We start from the raw sequence: 23,485 nt of genomic DNA, 5'->3' as shown, positions 1-23,485 counted from the left end.
CCCCTAGGGTTGGCGTTCCACTTCGGCTTTCATGCGCTCAAGGGTTTGATGCATTTGATCAAACATGGTTTGGGCAGACATACCAAACTGGCTGAGTTGGGTCTCCAATTGTTTGATGGTCATCTGCGCCATGAAGTCATCGGACAACTCAAAGCGCTTCATAAAAATACGGTAGCGCTCCATGAGTTCTTCCATTTTTGCGATATAAATCTTCTTCCCTTCGCGGTCAAACTTGCCGTACTCGGAGCCAAGCTGCATCAACTGCTGGTAGTCCTGAAACAGGCGTTGTGCTTCCTGTTGAACAATTTCTGAATCAAAGAATCCCATATGACTCTGCCCGATACAGCAACAACCCAAATGCCAACGATTGACCGTTTGGTTTGTTATCTAGTTGCATTCTATCAAAGGCACTTTAGGCGGGGGTAAGAGGGAAAACCGATCCTTGACTCAGGGTTTGCGCCCAAGCGATCGCCGCCAGAAAACTCTGGGGGTCTGCCATCCCTGTACCCGCAATATCAAAAGCCGTACCGTGATCCGGGGACGTGCGAATAAAGGGCAAGCCAATCGTCGTATTCACCGCTTCCCGAAAAGCGAGCATCTTCACGGGAATCAACCCCTGATCATGGTAAAGCGCGAGGTAGGCATCGTAGGCAGTTGCCGGGGCAGGGCGTCCCCACCACGCATCGGCCGCTCCAATCCAGAGGGTATCGGGGGGCACAGGACCAATCAGTTCAACTTGGGGATACTGCTGCTGGGCTGCTGCGAGCCATGGAATCAGCCAAGTCACTTCCTCTTGGCCTAAGTGTCCCTGCTCACCACTGTGGGGATTCAAGCCAGCAATGGCAATGCGAGGCCGCTCCAGATGCCGCCGCTCCCTCAGAAACTGCACAAGGAGCGCGAGTTTTTCATTGAGGCGTTCGGGGGTCAGTGCTTTGGGCACCTCTTGCAAGGGGATGTGGGTCGTCGCGAGTAAAGTGGTCAGCACCCAGTTGGTTACAGGCGATCGCCCCAAGAACACCATGCCCACGTGGGCGGTTCCAGTAAAGTGAGCCAGCACTTCTGTTTGACCCGGAAAAGCATAGCCGGCTGCCTGCCAACTGGCCTTAGAAATCGGTGCCGTCACAATGCCTGCCACCTCGCCAGCGATCGTCCGCTGAATGGCTGTTTCTAAGTAGGCAAAGCTCGCCGCCCCACTCACCACACTCGGTTGCCCCGGCACAATCACCGCATCGAGGGGATGCTCCCAAATCCGAAGCTGGGCAGGATCAATGGCCACCTGTCCCTGCTGGCAGAGGCGAGCGTACGTTTCCTCTAATACTTGGCCTGTACCAGCAATAAAAAACTGCCCTAACATTTCTGAGGGCAGGTGAGCTAGGGCTTTCAGGAGAATTTCTGGGCCAATGCCCGCTGGATCCCCAAGGGTGAGGGCAAGGGACATCCTAGGCTTCTTGAAGAATCGGCTCAGCCGTATCGTCTTCAGTGGCTTCGGGAATGTCTTCAATGACTTCCTCAGTGGTCTCTGCGGTGGCCTGCTGCTGTTGTTGCAGGAGTTGCTGACGATAGCGCTCTGCCATCTCTTCAGCCTTTTCATAGACCAACTGCGGATTTTTCACCATGTCACCGGGTTCTGGCTCCAGTTGCTTGGTGGACAGGGAAATCCGACCCCGCTCAGCATCAAGGTCAATAATCATCACCTTGACTTGGTCATTGACATTGAAAACACTGTGGGGCGTATCAATGTGATCGTGGGAAATCTCGGAAATGTGCAGCAGACCGCTAACCCCACCAATGTCAATGAAGGCACCGTAGGGCTTAATCCCACGCACGGTTCCAACCACCACTTCGCCCACTTCCAGTTTGTTCATCTTGCGTTCGACAAGGGCACGGCGGTGGCTGAGGACGAGGCGGTTGCGCTCTTCATCCACTTCTAAAAACTTCAGGGGTAGCTCTTCACCCACCAATTCTTCTTTGTTGACACGGGTGCTGATGTGGGAACCGGGGATAAAGCCGCGCAGCCCTTCAATGCGCACAAGGGCACCCCCACGGTTGGTTGCAAAGACTTGAGAACGAACGGTGGCATCTTCCGCTTGCAGTTGGCGAACGCGCTCCCAAGCCCGCATATACTCAATACGACGAATCGAGAGGGTAAGCTGCCCTTCCTCATTTTCATCCGCCAAGATAAAGAACTCACGGGTTTCGTTCGGTTGCAGGACTTCTTCCGGACTGTCAATCCGGTTGATAGACATTTCTTGGATAGGGATGTAGGCAGCGGTTTTCGCACCGATGTCAATCAGGGCACCCTTCGGTTCGATGCTAAAGACGGTGCCAGCAACAATGTCGCCGGGGTTGAAGTGGTAATCGTACCGGTCCAGTAAGGCTGCAAAATCAGCATGCGTAAAGCCCACGTCTAACGTTTTTTCCTGATTGACCATGCGAGTGTTTTCCTAGCTCCTTTAACGAAAATGGGGGTGTATAGTGAGTTATCAAGCGGGCAGAAGTGGGTGCCATACGCAATCATACCAGCGATCGCTCGAACACTTTCTGACTGGATCTACAATGTTAGCCTAGAGTTTGCCCGTTGGCTAGCAGCATCGATAAAATTTTGGTCATTGATGAAGATAGATGTTAATTTTTGTGTACTACTGAGGAGTGGGCATGGCGCGACTAAACCGCCGACAGGTCAAGCAATTTTGGCAGGAGTTCCGCGAATTTGCCTTAAAGGGGAATGTGATTGATCTAGCGATCGCTGTCGTGGTGGGGGGTGCCTTTGGCCGCATTGTTACTTCCGTTGTTGAAGACCTCATCATGCCCTTGGTCAATCCTCTGATTCCCGGGGGCGACTGGCGCGAACTGACCGTCGGCTCAGGCATTCGAATTGGCAAATTTTTGGGTAGTTTACTCGACTTTGGGGTGATTGCCCTCAGCTTATTTATTCTCCTGAAACTGATTTTGCCCTTGCTGCCCAAGAAACCGCCTGCCCCCGAACAACGGGAGTGCCCCTACTGCTTGGAGTCTGTGCCCCTCAAGGCGAGTCGCTGCCGTGCCTGTACCTCTGAACTCCCCCCCCTGTAGGAGTCCTCAGCAATGCGATCGTGGCAACGCTGGATCTCTGGGCTGTTGGTGGGGCTATGGCTGGCCATCCTCACCAGTTGTGGAACAACGCCGCCTACCCAAGGCACCCAGATTGAATTCTGGACCATGCAACTGCAACCGAAATTTACTGACTACTTCCATCGCCTGATTGCGGCATTTGAAGCCCAACATCCCGATGTCCATGTGCGCTGGGTGGATATTCCTTGGACGGCAATGCAAACCAAAATTCTCATGGCGGTGTTAGCGGGCACTGCGCCCGATGTGGTGAACCTGAACCCCGACTTTGCGGCGTTGTTGGCAGGACGCAATGCGTGGCTCAATCTCAATGACTATGTGCCGCCAGCCGTGCGCGAGCGTTATTTACCGAATATTTGGCAGGCAACGACGTTAGAGGGCAAGAGTTTTGCCGTGCCTTGGTACCTCACCTCGCGGGTAACGATTTATAACAAAGCGATTCTTGCCGCCGCTGGGGTCGATCGCCCCCCGCAAACCTTTGCTGAACTTGCCAGTGTTGCTAAAGTCGTGAAGGAGAAAACGGGCAAATACGCCTTCTTTATCACGATGGTGCCCGAGGACTCTGCCGAACTGATGCAGGCCATGGTACAGATGGGGGTAAAGCTTGTTGATGATCAAGGTCGTGCTGCCTTTAATTCCCCAGTGGGCAAAGCCGTTTTCCAGTATTGGCTGGATCTCTATCGTCAGGGACTCTTGCCGCCACAGGTGCTGACTGAAGGCCACCGCCAAGGTATCGAACTCTATCAAGCGGGACAAACGGCGCTAGTGATGACCAGTCCGGAATTTTTGAACGCGATCGCCACCAATGCCCCCACTATTGCAGCCGTTTCAGCCCCTGCCCCCCAGTTGACCGGAGACACTGGCAAGAAAAATGTTGCTGTGATGAATTTACTGGTGCCCCGCCAGAGTCGCCATCCTGACCTAGCCGTAGAATTTGCCCTCTTTGTCACCAACAATGAAAACCAACTCGCCTTTGCCAAGGAAGCGAATGTTCTGCCTTCTACACAAGCAGCCTTAGCGGATTCCTACTTCCGTACCATTGGTGAAAATGCCACCCCTGTGGACATTGCCCGATCCGTCAGCGCTGCTCAAATGAGCCAAGCAGAGGTTCTCATTCCCCCCCTGCGGGATATTAAGGAGCTACAACGACTCCTCTACGAAAACTTGCAAGCTGTCCTCCTCGGACAAAAGACAATTGATCAGGCTCTCAAGGAGGCCGAGACCGCTTGGAATAGCCGCCTAGGATGACCTTTGCGAGTGGGTGTGAAATTTCATCAGCCTTCCGGGCTTTTAACATTGACTTAAGCTATCGAAGCGAATATTGGCTTGAGCCATGCGTTTGAGGGCTTCACCCAAGCGATCGCGATCGGCAATGAGGCTAATGCGCACGTATCCTTCACCCCCTTCGCCAAAAGCATTGCCGGGGGTCACAACAACGCCTGTCTCCTGAAGCAGCTTGAGGGCAAAATCTGTCGAACTCATGCCCACGGGTACGGGCACCCACAGGTACATGGTTGCTTGGGTTGGGGTGAGTTGCCAGCCCAGTTCATTCAAGCCTTGAATCAGAAAATCCCGCCGTTGGCGATAGCGATCGCACACAGAGGCAATGTAGCTATCGGGCAGGCTCAAGGCCACCTCTGCCGCTTTCTGTAAGACGGAAAAAACCCCATAATCTAAGTTCGTTTTCAGCGTACGCAAGCCCTGAATAATGTGGCGGTTGCCCACCACAAACCCCACCCGCCAACCGGCCATATTGTAGGTTTTTGAGAGGGTATGGAACTCAACGCCGATTTCCTTGGCACCGGGAATTTCCAGTAAGCTGGTGGGTTGATAGCCATCAAAGGCCAGTTCAGCGTAGCAAAGGTCATGCACTAGAAGGATTTGATATTCGCGGGCAAAGGCAACGATTTCTTCAAAGAAAGAGCGGGGGGCGATCGCCGCCGTAGGATTGCTGGGATAGTTGAAGTACAAAACCTTGGCTTGGCGGGCAATGTCACTGGGAATCTCACTGAGATCAATGAGCCAGCCCTTTTCCCGTTTGAGAATGAGGGGATAGATGTTGGCACCGGCGATCGCAGGTCCACGAAAATGGGCAGGATAGGCCGGGCTGGGCACGAGGACGACATCCCCCGGATTGACATAGGCAAGGGCAAGGTGCGTCAGTCCCTCTTTTGATCCCAACAGGGGGAGGGCTTCCCCATCAGGATCAAGGGAGACATTGTAGCGGCGCTGATACCAACGGGTAATGGCTTGACGGAAAACCGCTGTGCCTTCAAAGGGGGGATAACCGTGGTAGCTGGGTTCCTCAAAGGCGGCGATCGCTGCTTCAATCACCGGACGCGGGGCGGAGCCATCGGGATTGCCCATCCCCAAGTCAATTAAGTCCAGTCCCTGCTGGCGAGCTTTCAGCTTCAGTTCATCGAGACGCGCAAAGACGTAGGGCGGCAATGCCCCCAAGCGATCGGCCGGCTGAATCCACTCTAACCCCATCTAACGGGCACTCCCATCCAAGACTGTGGCACTGTAGCCGACCACGGTGGACACCATTGCTTCTAGCACCAGATCAGGCGTCACCGGAAACGGCAAATGGTGAATATCGGAGTGGGGGGCACAAGCAACCGTAGCAACATGCTGGAGCTGGGCTAAGCTGGCCTCTTGGAAACCCAAGTCCTCTAGAGTCAGGGGCAAACCCACCTGTTCATAGAACTGGCACAGCTGATGGCGAGCGCTAGCAGCTAGTTGACTGCCTTGAACTAGCTCTTCCAAGCGTAGTTGCACCAGAATACCGTAGGCCACTTTTTCTCCATGGAGGGTGCCCCTACTTTGGGGCAGTTGGGTCAGACCGTTGTGCACCGCATGGGCTGCCACCGTGCGGCATTGGGCACCCCCCAAGCCCCCAATCATCCCTGCCATGAGGACACTGGCATCGACGACATTTTCCCAAGCGGTACTGCCCACATTGGCCAGGGCCTCAGCGGATTGCTGCAAGAGAATATCGCGCAATACTCGGGCTTGCTGTACCGCCGCCACAATCAGGGTTTCTTGACGGTGACCACTACTCACCGAGGCCTCATACCACTTGGCAAGGGCATCGCCAATGCCGGCAAGCAGGGTTCGCTTCGGCGCCGTTTGAATCAGGGCATAGTCCAAGAGCAGCAGATCCGGGCAACGGTGGAGTGCCACATCATAGGCAAAGGCACCGGCCTCCGTATAGATGTTGGAGAGGGCTGTCCAAGCGGCACAGGTGGCTGCGGACGTGGGGATCGTCACTACGGGCAAGTGTAATTGATGCCCCAAAAGTTTAGCGGTATCTAGGGCTTTGCCACCGCCAATGCCAATGATGAGATCGCTGCCTTGCGCCTCTTGGCGGAGCTGGGCAAGGGTGGATTCACTGCACTCACCATGGAATGTCCCTACGCTGAAGGTGAGATCATGGGAGCGGGCGATCGCCTGACACTCCTGCTCAAGCTGCTGATACCGCTGCGGTGAAACCACTAAAAGGGGATGATGCCCCAATTGAACAATGGCTTCCCCCGCTTGGGAGAGAATTGACCAACCGCGATAGACGTGGGTAGGTGCAATACAAAGGGGTGAAAACGAAGCAGCAGTCACAGGCCGTATAAATAAGGACTATTTAGAGCATCTGCGGCAAAAATAGAGTCGTTTTCGCTCTAGCCGTAGAGATCTATCTTAGCTGCTCTTCTTCTGACTTTCCGTTTGCACGTACAAAATAATCAAGAACACTGTTGGCACCAAGACAAACATGGCTGTTGCCACCAAGCCAAAAGGATTCACTTCCATGGTATGTACCCCACAACGCTGGCTTTTATTTTATCAATGCTGTGTCCCCCTTGGGGCGATCGCCCTTGGCCAAGGTCAGCCTCAGGGATTGGGCAATTTTTTGGGCGGTGATGGGAGCCAGCAAAATACCGTTGCGGTAATGGCCAGTGGTCAGCCAAGTGTGGTCGTCTATTTTTTCGATGATGGGTGCCGGACGATCGCTCGGGCGGGGTCGCAGTCCCTGCCACTGTTGGGTCACAGGAGCCGTTTTCAGAACTGGCCAAAGTTCGATCGCCCGTCCATGCAGTTGATCAAGGGTTTGCGGATTCGCGGTGAGGGTGTTGAACTCCACGGTGGCGCCCACCCACACCCGCCCCCAAGGCAAGGGGACAAAATGAATGCCTTCAGCCGTCATCACTGGTGTATTGCCATCAATATGACAGGCAAACTCTAGGGCTTGTCCCAAAACCGGTTCCACAGTGACAGAGCGATCGAGGGCTTGCGTAAGGGGCGTTGTCCCTAGACCTGCCGCTAAGATCAGGTATTCGGTCTCGATGGCTGCTTGATTGAGCTGTAAAATCCATCCCCCTTGGGGCGATCGCTGGAGCTGCCGGACAGGGCTTTGATACAAGAACTTGACGCCCCGTTGATGAGCCGCTTGGCGCAGGGCTTGAGTCAAGGGTTTAGGGGTGACTTGGCGATCGCCCGTTGCCCAAAGTGCACCGTGAATGTGGTGGATATCCACAAGGGGACATTGATCTTGGACTTCTTTTGGCGAGAGCCACTGCACGCCTTGGGGAGCCTGTTCCTGCAACCATGCTTGGGTGGCGATCGCCTCGTCCTTAGTGGTACAGATTTCGATAATGCCTCGGCGCTGGTAGGGAATCTGAACCCCCGTTTCTGCCGCCAACTCCGGAATGAGGGTTTCATAACGTGCCAAACTGGCCTGCCGTAGTTGAAAGTTGCGTCCACGTCGCCGCCGACTGAGGTGGACAATGAGAACACCAAGAGCCGCACCGGTCGCTTGCCAATCTTCCTCCCGTTGTGCTTCAAGGACAAGAATCGGCGTTTCCGCTGGATCAAGCACACGACTCAGTTCGTAGGCGATCGCCGAACCAACCACCCCGGCGCCCACAATGGTCACTGTTGCATTTGCTGGCAGCACCGTCACAGTGTGGCAACTGTATTAACTAATTCCCAATTTTCATTTTCGGCAATGGCGCGACTCACACGGTCAAACCATTCAAAGCAGTGATTATTTTTCTTGAGGGTCAGTTCCTTATTCTTGAGCACCAGATCAAACTTGGTGACATCCTTTTGGGGCGTGGTTTTATCAATCAGGACTTCAACCGTGACCAGTTGGGACATTGAAATGGCATCGAGCGCGCTCTCCCGTGCCACGACGTAATCATCCCCCACATGGGTTACCGTCAAATCGCAGGCTTCTAGGGTTTGCACCAGCTCTTCCTTTAGCCGTGCCCGAGGGAGTGCAATAGTAACAACACGAGCATATCGAGCCATAACCGCCAAGTGGTAAACTAATAATTCGCGAACAATGGTTCTAGTGTAATCACGGAACAGACGGGGCGCTGTCACTGCGGGTGTTCCTAGGAAATCACAGGGAATTGAGCATTACCCCCATTGTAAGGTGACCTGCATTGTATGGCAGGATGCCGCGATTATATCAAACCTTTCTTCAAAATCGCTGAATTCATGCATCCCTACACTGGTTTGTTTATTGTCCTAGAGGGGGGAGAGGGTGCCGGCAAAACGACCCAAATGGGGGCGATCGCCACATGGCTAGAGGAAAGTGGCTGGCTGGCAAAATTACGATCCGCTGACATTGATCCGCCCCTGCTGCTGACCCGTGAACCGGGGGGAACGCCCCTTGGCCAAGGCCTGCGGCAACTGCTGCTCCATAGTGATTTAGAGATTGATCCCATGGCAGAACTCCTTCTCTATGCCGCCGATCGCGCCCAGCACGTGGCGACGAGTATCCGCCCCCAACTGCAACGGGGGGGCATTGTCCTGTGCGATCGCTACACGGCTTCCACCATTGCCTACCAAGGCTATGGGCGGGGACTGGACTTGAGCCTCATCGAGCACATCAACCAGATTGCCACCGCTGGACTGATGCCGGATTTAGTTCTCTGGCTGGATCTGCCGGTTCAGGTTGGCCTTGCCCGCACCCAACGGCGGGGCATAGCGGATCGCCTAGAGCAGCATGCGGTGGCCTTTCATGAGCGAGTTCGTCAAGGATTTATGGCCTTGGCTGAGGCAGGGGGCGATCGCTGGCAGCGAATTGCGGCGGATCAACCCACTGATCAGGTGAGTGAAGCTATTCAAGATTGTCTAGCGGCTCATCTGCACCGCTGGTTTGAGACCTTGAGCCAGCGCCGTACTGGGGGCGATCGCGAATTGGAATAGCTCTCGTCCTTCCTGAAAAATTTGCTCAATGGGCAGCATCTGGCCACGGGTGGTCATAAAGCGGTGATCAGGTGTCGCACAAATCGTTGAGCCATCCTCAAGTTCATACTCATACACGGGACGGAAGCCCTGAAAGTGCCATTGGGCAATGGGCTGGGTATAAAGATGCCCTTGGGAATCAAGGCTGTACACCTGACAGGCCAACTGTTCCTGCACCAAGCGGCGAATCGGGACAGCCCCATATTCCACCGTCATCACCGCCGTCTCGCCACTCAGACAGTATTCAGCAAAATCCAGCATCTGCTTAAAGAGTTCTTGGGCGACTGCGCTGGGCACCCCATTTTTCGCCGCTCCCTCAATAAAGAGGGCTTCATGTTTTTCCATTTCCTCTTTTTTCTTCTTGCCCATCGCGCGGCGGAGCAGATCCGCTTGACCCAGAGAATAGCCTGCCAAGTCCTGCGCCATCCGCATGATTTGCTCCTGATAACAAAGAACGCCGTAGGTTTCCTGCAAAATGGGTTTCAAAAGCTCATGTTGATATTGAATGGGTTCCCGACCATGCTTGCGGTTAATGAATTTGGGAATCAGGCCTGCATCCAACGGTCCCGGTCGATAGAGCGCCAGCACCGAGGAAATGTCTTCCAGATTTGAGGGCTTGAGATCTCGGACAATTTGGCGCATCCCCGAAGATTCTAGTTGGAAGATCCCCTCCAGTTTACCTTCCGCCAGAATTTGGTACGTCTTGGCATCATCTAGGGGCAATGCATCCAAATCAAGGGTTTGACCGTGGTTTTTCTGGATCAGTTCCCGCGTCTTTTGGATCATTGTCAGGTTCTTGAGACCCAAAAAGTCCATCTTCAAAAGGCCAAGGGATTCCAGATCCTCCATGAAATACTGGGTAATCACCGCCCCATCGTTATTGCGTTGCAGCGGCACCAGTTGATCCAAGGGTTCTGAGGCAATGACAACGCCGGCTGCATGGACGCCATAGGTTTTGTTGGTGCCCTCAATGCGCATCGCCATATCAATCCAGCGGCGCACCAGCGGATCACTGTCGTACTTTTCCTTGAATTCTGGCGAGGGGGTGTCATCGGAGATCATCACCGCCAATTTAACTGGTTTGCCCCGCACCACCGGAATCAGCTTTGCCATTTGATCCGCTTGGCTATAGGGAATATCCAGCACCCGTGCCACATCCTTGAGCACCGCCTTTGAGGTCATGCGGTTGAAGGTGATGATCTGGGCGACGCGATCGCTGCCGTATTTTTCGGTGACGTACTGGATCACCTCCTCGCGGCGGTCAATGCAGAAGTCCGTATCAATATCGGGCATGGACTTGCGCTCAGGGTTCAAAAACCGCTCAAAGAGCAAGCCGTGGTGTACGGGATCAATGTTGGTAATGCGCAGGGCATAGGCCACAAGGGAACCCGCCGCCGATCCCCGCCCTGGCCCGACGGGAATGTTGTGGTCGCGGGCATATTTGATGTAGTCCCAAACCACAAGGAAATAGTTCGAAAACCCCATCTGCTGGAGTATTTTGAGTTCGTATTCCAAGCGCTGCCGGTAGGTGGGATCCAACTGCTGGCGATCGCTGAGGTGAAATCGCTCCAACAGTCCTTGCCACGCCACTTGCTCTAGGTAGGTATCGGCTGTATGGCCAGCAGGCACTGGAAACTCTGGACTTTGGGGTTCACGAAAGATGTCATAGGGTTCAATCTTTTCGGCCACTTCAAGGGTATTCGCCAAAGCCTCTTCAATGACCTCAGCGGGCAAGTGATCCCGAAACAGCCGAGCCATTTCAGCAGCAGATTTCAGGTACTCCGTACCGCTGTAGCGCATCCGCTTGTCATCGGTGAGCAGCTTGTTGGTCTGGATACAAAGCAGGGCGTCGTGGGCTTCAACGTCATTGCAGGAGATAAAGTGGGAGTCATTGGTGGCAATAATTTTGATCCCCAACTCGCGGCCAATGCGCACCAGTTCAACGTTGACTACCCGATCCTCTTGACTGCCGTGGTCTTGGATCTCAAGGTAAAAATCCTCACCAAAGGTCTCTTGATACCAGGCAGCAACACTGCGTGCCAAATCCGGCTTGCCCTGCAAAATGGCTTGGGGAATCTCACCACCGAGGCAAGCACTGGTGACAATGAGTCCGTCGCGGTATTGCGCCAACAGTTCTTTATTGATGCAGGGGCGAGCAAAAATGCCCTTGCCTTGGAAGCCCTGCAGGTGGGAGATGGTGGTGAGTTTGCAGAGGTTGTGGTAGCCCTGTTTATTTTTGGCCAGCACCACTTGGTGAAAGCGGGGTTTGCGCTCCTGTTTGGTGATGTCGCCATTGATGACGTACATCTCATTGCCAATGATTGGCTTCAGGGGTTTGCCGCGACACAACTTTAACAGTTCAACGGCGCCATACATCACCCCGTGATCCGTGAGGGCGATCGCGGGCATCCCCAATTCCATTGCCCGTGCCACTAGGTCGGGAAGCTGGCTAGCTCCATCGAGGAGACTGTAATCACTGTGAATATGCAGACCGACGAAGGACATGGGCAACGGCTATCAACCTAGGAGAAACGCAGGGGACTAGGACAACTCAGGCAAGCTATTGAGATAGGCCTTGAAGTCCGCTTCAGCATCACGGAAGCCCTCTTGAGCCACGGTGACACTATTCAGATCCGCCCCCTGATCAATTTTCAGGAAGTCATCCGTCAGGGCACGGGTCAAAGCTGTGGGGGTGGGTTGATCCTTGGCCAAGAGATTGCGGTTGAGGGCACGCATATCCATCAGCATTTCACCGAGAGGGCCGCGCATAATGTTGCGGGCTTCCTGCCAATCCCCTTTGGCCACACTGACCTCTAGGTCGGCAAAGCGTTCAGCATTTTTCTCAATGTCACTCAGGTAGTCTTGAATGCGAGTAATTTGCAACTCACTATAGGTGGGCGGAGGGGTGGTCGTGGCACTGGGGCTGCCACAGCCGACTAAAATAATGGCAACAACGCTTAATAGGATTGAAATTAGGGATTTTCGATTTAGGCGCAGCATAGAACCTCAGCAGTCAATGGTGTCGTAAAAAACACGGTTCTATTCTGCCATGATCCCGTGGCGATCGCCGCCAGCACCCCCTTGGGACAGATCGGAAGAGCCATCACTGACACTCAGAGGGCACCCCCACACCACTGTCGCCTGATCATAGATCACCATCCCCGGTGGAGCGCCCTTCGGTTTTTGCACATACTTGCGGCGAGTATAGACCACGGGTACTTGGGCACTGGCACGGGCTTGACTATGGTAGGCCGCCAAATTCGCCACGTATTGAATATCTTTCTCACTGGGCACCTCCCCCGCTGCGAGGCGGAGAATCACGTGGCTTCCTGGAATCTCTTGGGTGTGAAACCACCAATCGTAGGGACTGGCAACGCGAAACGTAAGATCGTCATTCTGGCGGTTGTTGCGCCCCACGAGAACCGTGAAGCCACTTGGTGTCGTATAGCGTAGGTAGGGACTGGGCGTGGTAGGGGGACGATAGTAATCGGGCGCCGTCAGGTATCCCTGTTGAATCAATTCAGCGCGAATCTCCTCAAGGACATCTAAGGATGTGGCTGTGGCGAGGGTGGCCGCCACCTGATCGAGATAGGCGAGTTCCTCTTCAGCAGCGGTGAGGAGCGGCGTAATGTGCTGCTGGGCACGTTTGAGTTTCTGCTGTTGTTTGTACAGCTCCTGCGCCGTTTGGATGGCACTCTTCTCTGGCGAGAGGGAAATGGCAAGGGGTTCTTGGGTGGCAAAGTCCGTCACGATCAGTTTCGTCATCCCCGGTTGCCACAGGTGAGCATGGGCCATCAGTAGGTCGGCCAAATACCGCTGGCGATCGCCCCCAGCCGCCGCCGCTAAGCGTTCCCGAAAGCCCTCAATTTTGGCGATCAGTTTTTGCCGCTGTGCCTGTAGGCTCTGGTGCAACTGTTGACGGAGTTGCTGCGTTTGCTGTTGCCGCAGTTGGTCTTGGTAGTAGGTGGCAAGCAGCTCATGGATAGTGGCCGTTGGCTGGCTCTGAGTCCCAAGAGGGGGAATGACGCGATAGCCCGTTGATGTCAATTGGGGGACAAAATGCCCGCTCTCTAAACACGCCAGCCAGTGCTGCCAATGGTCAAATAGCCGTCGCCATTCTTCAGCGGTTAGCTCTGTGGTGTGACTTTCTAGGGACAATGCGGCATCCGCCAGTAGTTGCTGTACCAAGGCTGGACTCAGTCCCCGATAGGCCTTCAGAAGTTGCTGCCGCAGCAGTCCGGGAATCACGCTTACCTGTTGTTGCCACTGCTCAAAGGGAATCTCGCAACTGGGCAACGCGGCCGTTAGGGGGGGTGGGGGCACATAGGGTTGACCGGTCAGAATTGGGCGCAAGCGGGACTGTTGGGCATTGACTTGGTGGGCAGCAGTAACAATTTCCCCGGCAGCGTTAACCAGAATCACGTTGCTGTACTTGCCCATGATCTCGGCATAGAGACGCCACTGCGTTGCTGCCTGCGGACGAGGGGCAAATTCCAAGACCAAGACGCGCTCCCAAGGGTTGACTAACCCCACCCGCACAAGGGCAAGGCGATTGAGTTGGGCATGGAGTTGCTGACTAAAAGTAAAGGTGTCGGGTTGGCGGGGGGGCGGTGGTTCAAAGGCAATGCGTGCCGCTTGGGGATGCCAACTGAGGGTCAGCCAATCCTGTTTTTTCAGCGTGCGCAGCGCCAAGGCAATCGTGTGGCGATCGCGCTGGTAAACCGTTTCGAGCCGTGCCGGTAGCCAATGTTGGAGATCGGCACAAACAGCACGCAGGGTGGTCAAATCAACGGGTTGCACCGTCCAAACTCCGCAGAATTTTTTGAGGGAATCGGCCTCAAGCTATACTAGTCTAGCCACTCTCTGGCCTTTTGCCACCGCGTGTTTGCTATGGCACTTTCCCGTCAATATCCACCCCCCTTACCACTGGCTCAGCCTTGGCGACGGGCGATCGCCACCAGCATTGACTTTATCCTCATCTGGTTGACGAGTGTTGTCGGTATCACGCCGGGGGCAGCCATTCAGTGGGGGCAACTGTTTGTTTTTGCCATCGTTTGGTGGTTGCTGCGGGTGGCGATGGTGAACCGCAATAAGGGTCAAAGCCCCGGCCATTGGCTAATGAATGTGCGCCTGTTGGATCAGCGGCAGCGGACACCGGATCTCCTTTCCCTCAGCAAGCGAGAACTGGTGATTGGTGTCGGGGCGCTGTTGACATTGGCAGGCTTGGAGTCCTATGGCCCGAGTATGGCGCTGATTATTTTGGCACTGCCCTTGGCCGTTGACTGTAGCTTGGCGTGGATTGATGAAGAGCACCGCACGCTCCACGATCGCCTTGGCGGCACAAAGGTATATCGCTGTCGGCGGGGCTTTGCCCTTGATCGCAAGCTCATTGAATTGGTGAGCAAAATCCGCAAAGATCTGCCATAATTAGAGATCGGCTCACTGGATAGATAGGCAAGACCATGGCTAAAGCAAAAGGCGCCAGAATCATTATCACCCTAGAGTGCACAGAGTGTCGCACTAATCCGGCCAAGCGATCGCCTGGCGTATCTCGCTACACCACCACCAAAAATCGTCGCACCACCACAGGGCGGTTAGAACTGAAGAAATTTTGCCCCCACTGCAACAAGCACACCATTCACAAAGAAATCAAGTAATTAGAGGACAGCTATGGCATTTTATCGGCGACGCATTTCTCCCATTCCCCCTGGACAGCCCATTGATTACAAGGATGTTGATTTACTACGGCGCTTTATCACTGAACGGGGGAAAATCTTGCCGCGGCGGGTGACCGGTCTCACGGCCAAGCAACAGCGACAACTGGCAGTGGCGATTAAGCGGGCACGGATCATGGCACTCTTGCCGTTCTTGAATCTCGAAGGCTAAAAACTCGCGATCGCTAATTGGTTTTTGCGAAGGGGGAGGTTTAGACTTGCCCCTTTATTTTTGCTTGCTCTCCCTGCCTAAGTGTGCAAATATGAGAATGGTTATCATTCATCTATTTCTCTATGGCTATCCAAGCTCACCTTAAACGCTGGGGGCTGCTGGTAACTCTGGGGGTATTTTTGGGCAGTTGTGCCCCCCAAGCCCAGTCGCCACAGGAGCAAGAGACCTCACAGGCAGAAGCCCAATTCACCATTGTGACGACTTTCTTACCCATCACTGCCTTTACAAAAGCGGTCGCAGGCGATCGCGCCACTGTTGAGCAACTCTTGCCGGCCAATATTGACCCCCATGACTTTCAAGCGCGGCCTGAGGATGTGCGGCTGCTGGCCACAGCAAGGGTTTTGGTCAAAAATGGCCTTGAGATGGAAACCTTTTTAGACAAACTGATTGAAAACGCCGCCAATCCCAATCTCAAGATCATTGATACCAGCGCGGGGGTGGCCACCCTTGCCAGCGAAAAGGATAATCACGAGCACCACCACGATCACCACCACGACCACGCTCATGATGACCACGGTCACAGCCACGGTGAATTCAATCCCCACATTTGGCTAGATCCCCAGCGTGCCATGCAGCAAGTGAAAAACATTCGCGATGGTCTGATTGCTGTGGATCCCGAAGGGGCTGCCATCTACGCGCAAAATAGCACTGCCTTTATTCGAGAGTTAGAAGCCCTAGATGCCCTCGCCCGGGAAAAACTTACTCCCTTTGCGGGCAAAACATTTGTGGTTTATCACGATGTCGCACCCTACTTTGCCGAGAGTTATAACCTGAAAGCGATCTATCTCGTGGGCATTCCGTCGGTTAACCCCTCACCTGCGGATGTGCAGCGGGTGATGCAGGCGGTGCAACAAAGTGATCTGAAAACGCTCCTGACGGAACCGGGGCAAGAACAGGTCTTTGAAAGTTTAGCGCAGGATTTGGGCGTAAAAGTGAGTGTGTTTGATCCCCTAGAGCGTGCTCCCACTGCCGCTGATCTCACGCCGACCTACTTCCTGCAAAGAATGGAGCAAAACATTCGCAATCTGGCTGAGGCTTTTGGGGCGCAACAGCAAGCCTATCGTCGTCCCGATGCGATCGCGGTGGTAGGGACATGGTGGATGCAGGTGAATAGACCGTTAGGGGCAGCACTGTGAACGAATACCTGCTAGAGGTGGAAAACCTCTCGGTGCGGCGGGGCGATCGCTGGGTGGTGGAAAATGTCTCCTTTACCCTCGCCGCCGATACGAATATGGCCATTATTGGTCCCAATGGGGCGGGCAAAAGTAGCCTGATTCAAGCCATTTTGGGCATTATTCCCTACCAGCAGGGACGGGTGACCCTCTTGGGCTATGGTATGGGCTATCGCCGCACGCTCCCCTATGTCCGCCAACAGGTAGCCTACTTGCCGCAAAATTTTCAGTGCGATCCACGCATTCCGATCACCGTGGCTGAATTTGTGGGTTTGGGCTGGGGGCAACCTACGTGGCAGTGGCCTTGGCAGCATCGACAACAGCGCGATCGCGCCATCTTGGAAAGTCTCCAACGCCTGCACCTCGAGCATCTTGCGACACAACCCATGAGTTCCCTTTCCGGGGGCGAAACAAAGCGCGCCCTCTTGGCCTATTGCTTGGTGCAACCCCGTCGTCTCCTGATTTTGGATGAAGCTCCCGCTGGCTTAGATCTCCGAGGTGAGCAACAATTTTATGACCTACTGGAGACCCTCAAGGTGAGTGAGGGCTGGGCAATTTTACAAATTTCCCATCACTTGGAGCGGGTAAGGGCAACCTGTGATCAGGTGCTGTATCTCGATCGCTCTGTCCAAGGACTGGGAACCCCCGAACGGGTGCTGCAACAGTTTGCTGCTTAAACGGGGGATTCTCTCCTAGCAAAGAAATCCAGCAGAATGCGCTGGTGGATGGCGCCTAAGGGGCGATCTTCGCCGAGGGTTTGGGCATAGTGAACCCCAGCCACCACCGAATCGTAGGGTACCAAGTCCATGCCCTGTCCTTCGTTGAGTACCAAGTTTTCCAGTGCACACGTCAAAGGGCCTGTGAAAATATAGCGATGTACTTGGGGATCGCCGTACTCTCCAAAAAAGGTGAGGTGAGGTGGGCAGTAGCCAATCTCCTCATAGACTTCCCGCTGGACGCCCGCGAGCGGTGCTTCTTCGGGTTCAAGATGACCGCCAAAAAGTCCCCAGTGGCCGGCATACAAAATATGGGGACTGTCATCGCGCAGCTGCATAAGGACGCGATCGCCTTGGTAAAGAACCGCAAGGGCAACGGGAACAATCGTGGTTGCTGGCATTGTCTTGCAAGATATGTCGTTAGGGCTACTCTACCCTAGAAACGTAAAGCCAATCCTAAAGTAGATTAAAGCTAAAATGAAGAGTATAGTAGCAAGAACAAATCAACAACCGCTAAAACGTTGAGCAAAGGGTAGCCAGAGGTAAACGTCGCGCTTTGGAGGGCTATCCCCAGCGGGCAGCTGTTAAGTCTCCTCTTTCATAGGATGGTTTCGATAACAAATTTGAGCTTCCCTTATTTTTCTATCAAATTTTACAAATGGCTGCAGGAATTTAACAACGTTGGTACGGCCTTGCCCTTTCTTAAGATTGTCTTAATATTTCCCTAGCAGCTGTGCTATAACTTTGTTCATTGCTTGGAGTGCATCGTCCTATGTTTTACCGTTTAGCCGAACAACACCGCCAGTTTATTCGCGATTTAGTGTTGAACCTGCAAGCTCTGGCAATTGCCCTAGAAAACCGAGGCTACATGGCCTCCTGCTACACCTGTGGCGGTGAACTCAACAGTGCCTCTTTCATGGTCAGCTTGGCCGACAACCACCTGATTCGCTTTTTGGTCTCTGACTATGGGATCACTTGGACTGAAATGCGCGATGACCGCGAACTCATGAAACTCGAAGGGGCAGAGGCGATCAATCAACTGCAAGAACTGGCCAATCTCCTCAAGGAAGTCCGTATCCCCACTGCGGTTTAATCCTGTCGGGGCTATCCCTCGATCTTTTGTCGGTGCTAGCTTAAAAGTAGCTGGACTTTCCTTCTACTTTGATCCCCACCCTCAATGACTGAAGCGTCCCTTAGTTGGCAACACCAGTACCTCAGCGTTAACCAAGTACGCCTGCACTATGTCACCCAAGGCAGCGGTGATCTTGTGATTCTGTTGCATGGCTTTCCAGAGTTTTGGTACTCTTGGCGATTTCAAATTCCCGTACTGGCTCGTCATTTCAAGGTTGTAGTGCCAGATCTACGGGGCTACAATGACTCCGAGAAGCCTGCCCACGGCTATGATCTCGATACCCTCAGCCAAGATGTCACGGCGCTGATCCAAGAACTGGGCTATGAACGCGCCCACATTGTCGGCCATGATTGCGGTGGCCTGATTGCTTGGCATGTGGCGGCACGTTTTCCGCAGAGGGTGCAGCATTTAGCCGTCTTGAATACCCCCCACCCCTACCGTGTGGGACTGGAACTCTGGCAACAGGTAGAGCATTTTTGGCGCAACTGGCCACTGTTGGCTTGCCACATCCCCGGCTTGGCGGAATACTGGCTAGGGCATAATCTGCGGAGTTTTTTGCAGGATCTCTTTCAACGCTACTCCATCCGCAAGGCTGCCTTCTCGGCAGAAACCGTGCAACTCTATCAAGCGGCTCTCGAAAAAGCGGGGGCGATCGCTGCGGTGCTCAAAAGTTATCGCCATCTTTTTTCACCCCAACAGTGGTGGCACCTACTGCAACAGCACACGGAAGCCATTACCAGCCCCACCCTGATTCTCTGGGGCGCCGATGATCCCCTCGCCCAACCCAGCCTTGCCAACGGTATCGAAGCGTGGATCCATGCACCGTGGCGGCTGAAATATCTGCCCGACTGTGGCCATTGGGCACAACAGGAAGTGCCGGGGCTAGTCAATCGTGAACTGCTTGCCTTTTTGCGTGCCTAAAAAAATCCCCCCACCATTCGGCAGAGGGAAAGGCATGGATTGAGCCAACTAACTCGCTTAGGCCAGCCACTCCAGCACTGCTTCTTCCTTGGGATTGGTGCGACGTTCGGGGGTTTCGCGGGTGAACTTCATGTGAATGGCGCGGTTTTGTTCCCCATCTGCCGCCACTGCCAAGATCGGGAAGTCAATGAGGCCATCTTGGAAGGACATTTGGAAGCGGAATGTACCATCGGGATTGAGTTTGATCGGGCGCCCACCAATGGTGACGGTGGCATCTGGCTCCGTAGCCCCATAGACAATGAGTTCAGCATCCGCCACCAACCAGAATTTGCGGGGACGAATGGGAGCCGCCGAAGCTGAGAAGCCAACGCCCGACATCGTCAGACCCGACACCGTCGGCACAGCCCATAGGCCAACCCCAGAGGGGAAGACGTAGGAACTGATGGCCATTTCGGGCAACTGGGAGATGGAGCCGGGGACTTGGTGCATGGAACCAAAGAGAGAACCTGCCACCCGCTGCGCTTCGGCTCCTTCGGCCATGGCAAAGATGCCTTCGTAAATGGGATGGGGTTCGGCAGTGCCCGCCAAGGGTGCCCCCAGATCAAAGAGGGTTTTGCCCCGCAGATCCATATCCCAATCCACCGTAATGAATTGATCCCAGACCCAATCTGAGGGGTAGGTGGGGGGAATATGCACAGGGGCAGAACGGGCTAGAACCAACCAGCGGCCATCGGCACAGCGGTAGCCAATTTCCACCACATAGTCGCGATCGCTCACGGGGATGGGCAGATACCACTCCCGCGCCAACTCATCGCAGGGGTACTCCTGAACACTGTGGGGAATTTGGCTATCGAGGTTGATATTCGTGGCATCGTAGAGCCGGAGAGCCAGTTGCTGACCCCCTTGCCGCCGCAATTCTTCGCGGTGCTCGTTGGGCACATCCCAATAGGCGTAGGCCCACTGCGGATCCCGGGGCATGAGGACAATGCGGCTTTCACCATAGCCCCCCGGCAAATCCCCAAGACCTTCATCTACAGAGGCCAAGAGAACATCCTCTTGAGCAGGACCGAGGTCAAATTTTGCTGCTTCCACTTTTTCTTGCGACTCCAGATTAGAGGGGACAGGTTGGACAGAAATGGTAGTGGTGGATCCGTTGGCTTGCGCCTGCTTTTCACGGATGGCAGCGAGGAGTTGATCTTTGCGCATACGGCTATAACGGGACACTTGCAGTTCACTGGCAATGCGCCGCAACTGCCGCAAGGTCATTTCTTCTAAAGGGGGGCGATCTTTCGGCATGGGTGCCTCCTTATCGTGGGTTGATAGACAGAGCTATCCTTTGCCCTTGATCTTTGGCAAAAAAGTCTTGGGGCGTCAAGGGAATTCGGGCACACTTCTAGGAATTTATACGCAGTTTACTCTTTTGCAGGGATCAAATGTCAGGATTTCATAACATTTATTCTGCACGGGGATCAAGATAGCGGTTTGCTATTCCTGTTCAGCCTCAAACCACCTTCTGCGAGGGGGAAGGGAGTATAGTGAGAAATGTATCCCTGCAAATGCTGTGGGGACTTGCAAGGAAATTCCTGAATGTTACTGATGCCACCACAACCACTATGACGATCGCCCCGAGCCGCTCCCTCGCTGACCTTTGCCGTGCTGACTTTCCGATTTTGGCGCGACAGGTGCACGATCGCCCCTTGATTTACTTTGACAATGCGGCCACCTCCCAAAAGCCCTTGGCAGTTCTCAATACCCTTGAGGACTACTATCGTCGCTACAACTCCAACGTCCATCGGGGCGTACATACCCTGAGTGCTGAGGCCACCACGGCCTACGAAGGGGCACGGGAAAAAGTGGCGCGTTTTGTTAATGCCCCCCATGCCGAGGAGATTATCTATACCCGCAATGCCAGTGAGGCGATTAACCTCGTGGCCTATAGCTGGGGCATGAATACGCTGCAGGCAGGGGATGAAATAATCCTGACGGTGATGGAGCACCACAGTAATTTGATTCCGTGGCAGTTTGTGGCGCAGAAAACCGGTGCTCGCCTCAAGTTTGTGCAACTCACTCCAGAGCAAACGTTTGATCTTGACCACTACGCAAGTCTTTTGAGCGATCGCACGCGATTGGTGGCCGTTGCCCATGTATCCAACACGCTGGGGTGCCTGAACCCGATTCCCGAGATTGTGCGTCTTGCCCATGCCAAGGGGGCGCGGGTACTGGTGGATGCCTGCCAAAGTGTGCCTCATGTGCCCGTTGATGTGCAGCAGTTGGGCTGCGATTGGCTGGTGGCCTCCGGTCATAAAATGTGTGCACCCACGGGCATTGGTTTCCTCTGGGGACGCGCGGAACTCCTGCGGCAAATGCCCCCCTTCTTGGGCGGTGGCGAAATGATTGCCGATGTCTTTCTCGACCATGCCACCTATGCCGATATTCCCCATAAGTTTGAGGCGGGAACGCCAGCGATTGCGGAGGCGATCGCCCTTGGGGCAGCGGTGGATTATCTGAGCCAGTGGGGGATGGAGCGCATTCATGCCTACGAACAGGAACTGACGGCTTATCTCTTTGAACGTCTCCAAGAACTGGCCGATGTGACGATCTATGGCCCGAAGTCCGGCGATCGCGCTGCCTTGGCCAGCTTTACCGTTGGTGAGGTGCATCCCCACGATCTCTCGACCATCCTTGATCAGTCGGGGATTGCCATCCGCGCAGGACACCACTGCACACAGCCTTTGCACCGCCATTTAGGGGTTCAGTCCACGGCACGGGCCAGCCTCTATTTCTACAACACCCGCGCTGAAATTGATCAGTTTATTGCTGCCCTTGGGGAAGCCATTGCCTTCTTCAGGGATGTCTTTGCCTAGAGCTTGAGACTCAACAGTTCACTCGCTTCAGCCTGAAAACCGGCACTAGCAAGGGCATGGCGGGCGCGATCGGCATCTTCAACGCGAAACTGTGGTCCTAGGCGTACGTACTGGGCATGGTAGCCATCGGTCACTTTGACCACTACCGGCACCTTGGGCATGTCGCCCACCTGTTGTTTGAGCACTTCCGAGAGGCGACTTTGGGCTTGAATGTCCCCCGCTTGCTCAACAGGCAAATCCACAAGCACCAGCTTCACCGCTTCAAGGGGTTCGGCATCTTCAATCAGGAGTTGGGGGCGATCGTCGCGCATCTCTAGGGTGCCCCACAGCAGTAGCCGATGATCAAGCTGTAACTGCCCATGAATGCGCTCGTAGGCTTTGGGAAAGACGACAGCTTCCGCTTGACCCGTGAGGTCTTCCAACTGCACAATGGCCATCCGCTCGCCGCGCTTAGTGGTAATGGGCTTGAGTCCTGTCAGCAGGGCAATGACACTCACTATCCCTTGACCTGTGTACTGCTCGAGATCCGCCAAGCTAATAGGGGCAATCATGGCCGCTGGCCGATGAATATCCTTGAGGGGATGGTTCGACACATAAAATCCCAGTAGGTCTTTTTCTTGGCGGAGCTTTTCGGCATCCGGTAGGTCGTCCACTGGGGGCGCACTGGGGGCTGGGTCATAGCTACCGCCGGATTCATTGCTGGAGCCACCCGCCAACATATCAAAGAGGTTGACTTGCCCCACCGCCCGATCCTTGGCGCGCGCCTGTGCCCACTCCAGCACGAGGGGGAGATCCTGCATCAGTTGGTTGCGGTTGCGCTGCGGATGCAGACTATCCATGGCACCACAGGCAATCAGGGATTCAAGGGCACGACGGTTGAGAATGCGACTATCGCCCCCCGCACGCGGAACCCGTTCGCAAAAATCCGCCAAACTTTGAAAGGCACCCCCCTCTGCCCGTGCCTGCAAAATGGCCTCAATCACTCCCTGACCAACATTGCGTACGGCCGACAGACCAAAAAGAATTTTGTCCCCCACGGGCGTAAAGTCAATATCCGAGCGATTCACATCGGGGGGAAGAACCTCAATCCCCATGCTGAGGCAGGTGGCAATATAGCGCTGTACCTTGTCTTGGTCGCCACTATTCGCCGTGAGCAAGGCGGCCATGTACTCGACGGGAAAGTTGGCCTTGAGAAAGGCGGTTTGATAGGTCACATAGCCGTAGGCCGTGGAGTGGGACTTGTTAAAGCAATTGGCGGCGATCGCTCCATTGGCCAAGAGAAAATTGTGATCCCCAGCTAAACCAATGTCATAGACCGCTTGCCAACCCACTAGCCGCCGGCGGACAATCTTCACGCTTCACCTTTCCAAACGCTGCGCT

At 54.5% G+C, this 23,485-nt stretch carries 25 protein-coding genes; 11 read left to right on the top strand and 14 right to left on the bottom strand.

Going from position 1 to position 23,485, the window contains the following annotated elements; translation table 11 throughout:
- Nucleotides 1-3: 3 nt before the first annotated feature.
- The 3 genes from RHK62_RS10940 to RHK62_RS10930 all read right to left on the bottom strand — a co-directional run bounded on the left by RHK62_RS10940 (nucleotide 4) and on the right by RHK62_RS10930 (nucleotide 2,432).
- A complete protein-coding gene (locus RHK62_RS10940; protein WP_206199926.1) occupies nucleotides 4-327 on the bottom strand; it encodes a DUF1825 family protein in 324 nt (107 codons plus the stop codon).
- Nucleotides 328-412: 85 nt separating this feature from the next.
- Nucleotides 413-1,438: a 4-hydroxythreonine-4-phosphate dehydrogenase PdxA gene (pdxA, locus tag RHK62_RS10935; protein WP_302678138.1), complete on the bottom strand. Its 1,026-nt coding sequence runs from the start codon at nucleotides 1,436-1,438 to the stop codon at nucleotides 413-415.
- A gap of 1 nt (nucleotide 1,439) precedes the next feature.
- Nucleotides 1,440-2,432: a 30S ribosomal protein S1 gene (locus RHK62_RS10930; protein ID WP_149818829.1), complete on the bottom strand. Its 993-nt coding sequence runs from the start codon at nucleotides 2,430-2,432 to the stop codon at nucleotides 1,440-1,442.
- Between the two features lie 223 nt (nucleotides 2,433-2,655).
- Here RHK62_RS10930 and mscL point away from each other — a divergent pair, with 223 nt between their 5' ends.
- Entirely contained in the window at nucleotides 2,656-3,072 is a 417-nt protein-coding gene (mscL, locus tag RHK62_RS10925) for a large conductance mechanosensitive channel protein MscL (RefSeq protein WP_310438163.1), read from the top strand.
- A 12-nt stretch (nucleotides 3,073-3,084) separates the two neighbouring features.
- Complete coding sequence (locus RHK62_RS10920) at nucleotides 3,085-4,356, top strand: sugar ABC transporter substrate-binding protein (protein WP_310438164.1); 1,272 nt, start codon at nucleotides 3,085-3,087, stop codon at nucleotides 4,354-4,356.
- A 42-nt stretch (nucleotides 4,357-4,398) separates the two neighbouring features.
- On the opposite strand, the gene RHK62_RS10915 is transcribed toward RHK62_RS10920, so the two are convergent.
- From RHK62_RS10915 to RHK62_RS10895, 5 genes are all read right to left on the bottom strand, one after another.
- On the bottom strand, nucleotides 4,399-5,598 hold the full coding sequence (locus RHK62_RS10915) for an aspartate aminotransferase (protein ID WP_302676040.1): 1,200 nt from the start codon (nucleotides 5,596-5,598) through the stop codon (nucleotides 4,399-4,401).
- On the bottom strand, nucleotides 5,599-6,729 hold the full coding sequence (locus RHK62_RS10910) for an iron-containing alcohol dehydrogenase family protein (protein WP_206201677.1): 1,131 nt from the start codon (nucleotides 6,727-6,729) through the stop codon (nucleotides 5,599-5,601). It abuts the gene before it with no gap.
- Between the two features lie 69 nt (nucleotides 6,730-6,798).
- The gene (psbM, locus tag RHK62_RS10905) at nucleotides 6,799-6,909 is read right to left on the bottom strand and encodes a photosystem II reaction center protein PsbM (protein ID WP_149818817.1); all 111 of its coding nucleotides are present in this window, start codon (nucleotides 6,907-6,909) and stop codon (nucleotides 6,799-6,801) included.
- Between the two features lie 25 nt (nucleotides 6,910-6,934).
- Nucleotides 6,935-8,032 (bottom strand): FAD-dependent oxidoreductase, encoded by a 1,098-nt coding sequence (locus RHK62_RS10900; RefSeq protein ID WP_310438165.1) that lies wholly within the window; start codon nucleotides 8,030-8,032, stop codon nucleotides 6,935-6,937.
- A 23-nt stretch (nucleotides 8,033-8,055) separates the two neighbouring features.
- Nucleotides 8,056-8,409, bottom strand: a complete 354-nt coding sequence (locus tag RHK62_RS10895; protein WP_149818813.1) for a hypothetical protein — start codon at nucleotides 8,407-8,409, stop codon at nucleotides 8,056-8,058.
- A 192-nt stretch (nucleotides 8,410-8,601) separates the two neighbouring features.
- Here RHK62_RS10895 and tmk point away from each other — a divergent pair, with 192 nt between their 5' ends.
- On the top strand, nucleotides 8,602-9,315 hold the full coding sequence (gene tmk, locus RHK62_RS10890) for a dTMP kinase (RefSeq protein ID WP_206199919.1): 714 nt from the start codon (nucleotides 8,602-8,604) through the stop codon (nucleotides 9,313-9,315).
- Here tmk and RHK62_RS10885 read toward each other — a convergent pair.
- The 3 genes from RHK62_RS10885 to RHK62_RS10875 are packed head-to-tail and all read right to left on the bottom strand — an operon-like array spanning nucleotide 9,241 to nucleotide 14,154.
- On the bottom strand, nucleotides 9,241-11,859 hold the full coding sequence (locus RHK62_RS10885; RefSeq protein ID WP_302678134.1) for a DNA polymerase III subunit alpha: 2,619 nt from the start codon (nucleotides 11,857-11,859) through the stop codon (nucleotides 9,241-9,243). The genes tmk and RHK62_RS10885 overlap by 75 nt on opposite strands.
- Nucleotides 11,860-11,895: 36 nt before the next feature.
- Complete coding sequence (gene psbQ, locus RHK62_RS10880; protein ID WP_302678133.1) at nucleotides 11,896-12,354, bottom strand: photosystem II protein PsbQ; 459 nt, start codon at nucleotides 12,352-12,354, stop codon at nucleotides 11,896-11,898.
- 39 nt (nucleotides 12,355-12,393) lie between these two features.
- Complete coding sequence (locus tag RHK62_RS10875) at nucleotides 12,394-14,154, bottom strand: NFACT family protein (protein ID WP_302678132.1); 1,761 nt, start codon at nucleotides 14,152-14,154, stop codon at nucleotides 12,394-12,396.
- 90 nt (nucleotides 14,155-14,244) lie between these two features.
- Here RHK62_RS10875 and RHK62_RS10870 point away from each other — a divergent pair, with 90 nt between their 5' ends.
- The 5 genes from RHK62_RS10870 to RHK62_RS10850 all read left to right on the top strand — a co-directional run bounded on the left by RHK62_RS10870 (nucleotide 14,245) and on the right by RHK62_RS10850 (nucleotide 17,149).
- A complete protein-coding gene (locus RHK62_RS10870; RefSeq protein ID WP_302676047.1) occupies nucleotides 14,245-14,781 on the top strand; it encodes an RDD family protein in 537 nt (178 codons plus the stop codon).
- A gap of 35 nt (nucleotides 14,782-14,816) precedes the next feature.
- On the top strand, nucleotides 14,817-15,011 hold the full coding sequence (gene rpmG / locus RHK62_RS10865) for a 50S ribosomal protein L33 (protein ID WP_149818803.1): 195 nt from the start codon (nucleotides 14,817-14,819) through the stop codon (nucleotides 15,009-15,011).
- 13 nt (nucleotides 15,012-15,024) lie between these two features.
- Nucleotides 15,025-15,240, top strand: a complete 216-nt coding sequence (rpsR, locus tag RHK62_RS10860) for a 30S ribosomal protein S18 (protein WP_011057896.1) — start codon at nucleotides 15,025-15,027, stop codon at nucleotides 15,238-15,240.
- A 122-nt stretch (nucleotides 15,241-15,362) separates the two neighbouring features.
- Nucleotides 15,363-16,436 (top strand): metal ABC transporter substrate-binding protein, encoded by a 1,074-nt coding sequence (locus tag RHK62_RS10855; protein ID WP_310438167.1) that lies wholly within the window; start codon nucleotides 15,363-15,365, stop codon nucleotides 16,434-16,436.
- Nucleotides 16,433-17,149 carry a metal ABC transporter ATP-binding protein gene (locus tag RHK62_RS10850; protein WP_206199913.1) on the top strand — a complete coding sequence of 239 codons (717 nt, stop codon included), beginning with the start codon at nucleotides 16,433-16,435 and terminating at the stop codon, nucleotides 17,147-17,149. Before RHK62_RS10855 ends, RHK62_RS10850 begins: the two co-directional genes overlap by 4 nt.
- Here RHK62_RS10850 and RHK62_RS10845 read toward each other — a convergent pair.
- On the bottom strand, nucleotides 17,146-17,589 hold the full coding sequence (locus RHK62_RS10845) for an NUDIX hydrolase (RefSeq protein ID WP_206199912.1): 444 nt from the start codon (nucleotides 17,587-17,589) through the stop codon (nucleotides 17,146-17,148). The two genes, RHK62_RS10850 and RHK62_RS10845, sit on opposite strands and share 4 nt — an antisense overlap.
- 371 nt (nucleotides 17,590-17,960) lie before the next feature.
- On the opposite strand from RHK62_RS10845, the gene RHK62_RS10840 reads away from it, so the two are divergent.
- Nucleotides 17,961-18,281, top strand: a complete 321-nt coding sequence (locus tag RHK62_RS10840; protein WP_149818796.1) for a DUF1815 family protein — start codon at nucleotides 17,961-17,963, stop codon at nucleotides 18,279-18,281.
- Between the two features lie 84 nt (nucleotides 18,282-18,365).
- Complete coding sequence (locus tag RHK62_RS10835) at nucleotides 18,366-19,241, top strand: alpha/beta fold hydrolase (RefSeq protein ID WP_206199911.1); 876 nt, start codon at nucleotides 18,366-18,368, stop codon at nucleotides 19,239-19,241.
- 57 nt (nucleotides 19,242-19,298) lie between these two features.
- Here RHK62_RS10835 and RHK62_RS10830 read toward each other — a convergent pair whose 3' ends face one another.
- Nucleotides 19,299-20,537, bottom strand: coding sequence for a DUF4912 domain-containing protein (locus tag RHK62_RS10830; protein ID WP_206199910.1), 1,239 nt, complete (start codon nucleotides 20,535-20,537; stop codon nucleotides 19,299-19,301).
- Nucleotides 20,538-20,854: 317 nt separating this feature from the next.
- Here RHK62_RS10830 and RHK62_RS10825 point away from each other — a divergent pair, with 317 nt between their 5' ends.
- Nucleotides 20,855-22,105: a SufS family cysteine desulfurase gene (locus RHK62_RS10825; protein ID WP_302678131.1), complete on the top strand. Its 1,251-nt coding sequence runs from the start codon at nucleotides 20,855-20,857 to the stop codon at nucleotides 22,103-22,105.
- Here the strand turns inward: RHK62_RS10825 and RHK62_RS10820 are convergent.
- A complete protein-coding gene (locus tag RHK62_RS10820; RefSeq protein ID WP_302678130.1) occupies nucleotides 22,102-23,460 on the bottom strand; it encodes an OB-fold nucleic acid binding domain-containing protein in 1,359 nt (452 codons plus the stop codon). The two genes, RHK62_RS10825 and RHK62_RS10820, sit on opposite strands and share 4 nt — an antisense overlap.
- Nucleotides 23,461-23,485 lie beyond the last annotated feature (25 nt).

Origin of the sequence: Thermosynechococcus sp. HY213 (assembly GCF_031460975.1) — a bacterium.
Classification (GTDB): Bacteria; Cyanobacteriota; Cyanobacteriia; order Thermosynechococcales; family Thermosynechococcaceae; genus Thermosynechococcus.
This window is presented reverse-complemented; position numbering and strand designations above follow the sequence as displayed.

Bases quoted from the DNA above. Each gene is read 5' to 3' on its own strand.
- RHK62_RS10940 (WP_206199926.1), bottom strand. From the start codon at position 327: ATGGGATTCTTTGATTCAGAAATTGTTCAACAGGAAGCACAACGCCTG.
- pdxA (WP_302678138.1), bottom strand. From the start codon at position 1,438: ATGTCCCTTGCCCTCACCCTTGGGGATCCAGCGGGCATTGGCCCAGAA.
- RHK62_RS10930 (WP_149818829.1), bottom strand. From the start codon at position 2,432: ATGGTCAATCAGGAAAAAACGTTAGACGTGGGCTTTACGCATGCTGAT.
- mscL (WP_310438163.1), top strand. From the start codon at position 2,656: ATGGCGCGACTAAACCGCCGACAGGTCAAGCAATTTTGGCAGGAGTTC.
- RHK62_RS10920 (WP_310438164.1), top strand. From the start codon at position 3,085: ATGCGATCGTGGCAACGCTGGATCTCTGGGCTGTTGGTGGGGCTATGG.
- RHK62_RS10915 (WP_302676040.1), bottom strand. From the start codon at position 5,598: ATGGGGTTAGAGTGGATTCAGCCGGCCGATCGCTTGGGGGCATTGCCG.
- psbM (WP_149818817.1), bottom strand. From the start codon at position 6,909: ATGGAAGTGAATCCTTTTGGCTTGGTGGCAACAGCCATGTTTGTCTTG.
- RHK62_RS10895 (WP_149818813.1), bottom strand. From the start codon at position 8,409: ATGGCTCGATATGCTCGTGTTGTTACTATTGCACTCCCTCGGGCACGG.
- tmk (WP_206199919.1), top strand. From the start codon at position 8,602: ATGCATCCCTACACTGGTTTGTTTATTGTCCTAGAGGGGGGAGAGGGT.
- RHK62_RS10885 (WP_302678134.1), bottom strand. From the start codon at position 11,859: ATGTCCTTCGTCGGTCTGCATATTCACAGTGATTACAGTCTCCTCGAT.
- psbQ (WP_302678133.1), bottom strand. From the start codon at position 12,354: ATGCTGCGCCTAAATCGAAAATCCCTAATTTCAATCCTATTAAGCGTT.
- RHK62_RS10870 (WP_302676047.1), top strand. From the start codon at position 14,245: ATGGCACTTTCCCGTCAATATCCACCCCCCTTACCACTGGCTCAGCCT.
- rpmG (WP_149818803.1), top strand. From the start codon at position 14,817: ATGGCTAAAGCAAAAGGCGCCAGAATCATTATCACCCTAGAGTGCACA.
- rpsR (WP_011057896.1), top strand. From the start codon at position 15,025: ATGGCATTTTATCGGCGACGCATTTCTCCCATTCCCCCTGGACAGCCC.
- RHK62_RS10855 (WP_310438167.1), top strand. From the start codon at position 15,363: ATGGCTATCCAAGCTCACCTTAAACGCTGGGGGCTGCTGGTAACTCTG.
- RHK62_RS10845 (WP_206199912.1), bottom strand. From the start codon at position 17,589: ATGCCAGCAACCACGATTGTTCCCGTTGCCCTTGCGGTTCTTTACCAA.
- RHK62_RS10840 (WP_149818796.1), top strand. From the start codon at position 17,961: ATGTTTTACCGTTTAGCCGAACAACACCGCCAGTTTATTCGCGATTTA.
- RHK62_RS10835 (WP_206199911.1), top strand. From the start codon at position 18,366: ATGACTGAAGCGTCCCTTAGTTGGCAACACCAGTACCTCAGCGTTAAC.
- RHK62_RS10830 (WP_206199910.1), bottom strand. From the start codon at position 20,537: ATGCCGAAAGATCGCCCCCCTTTAGAAGAAATGACCTTGCGGCAGTTG.
- RHK62_RS10825 (WP_302678131.1), top strand. From the start codon at position 20,855: ATGACGATCGCCCCGAGCCGCTCCCTCGCTGACCTTTGCCGTGCTGAC.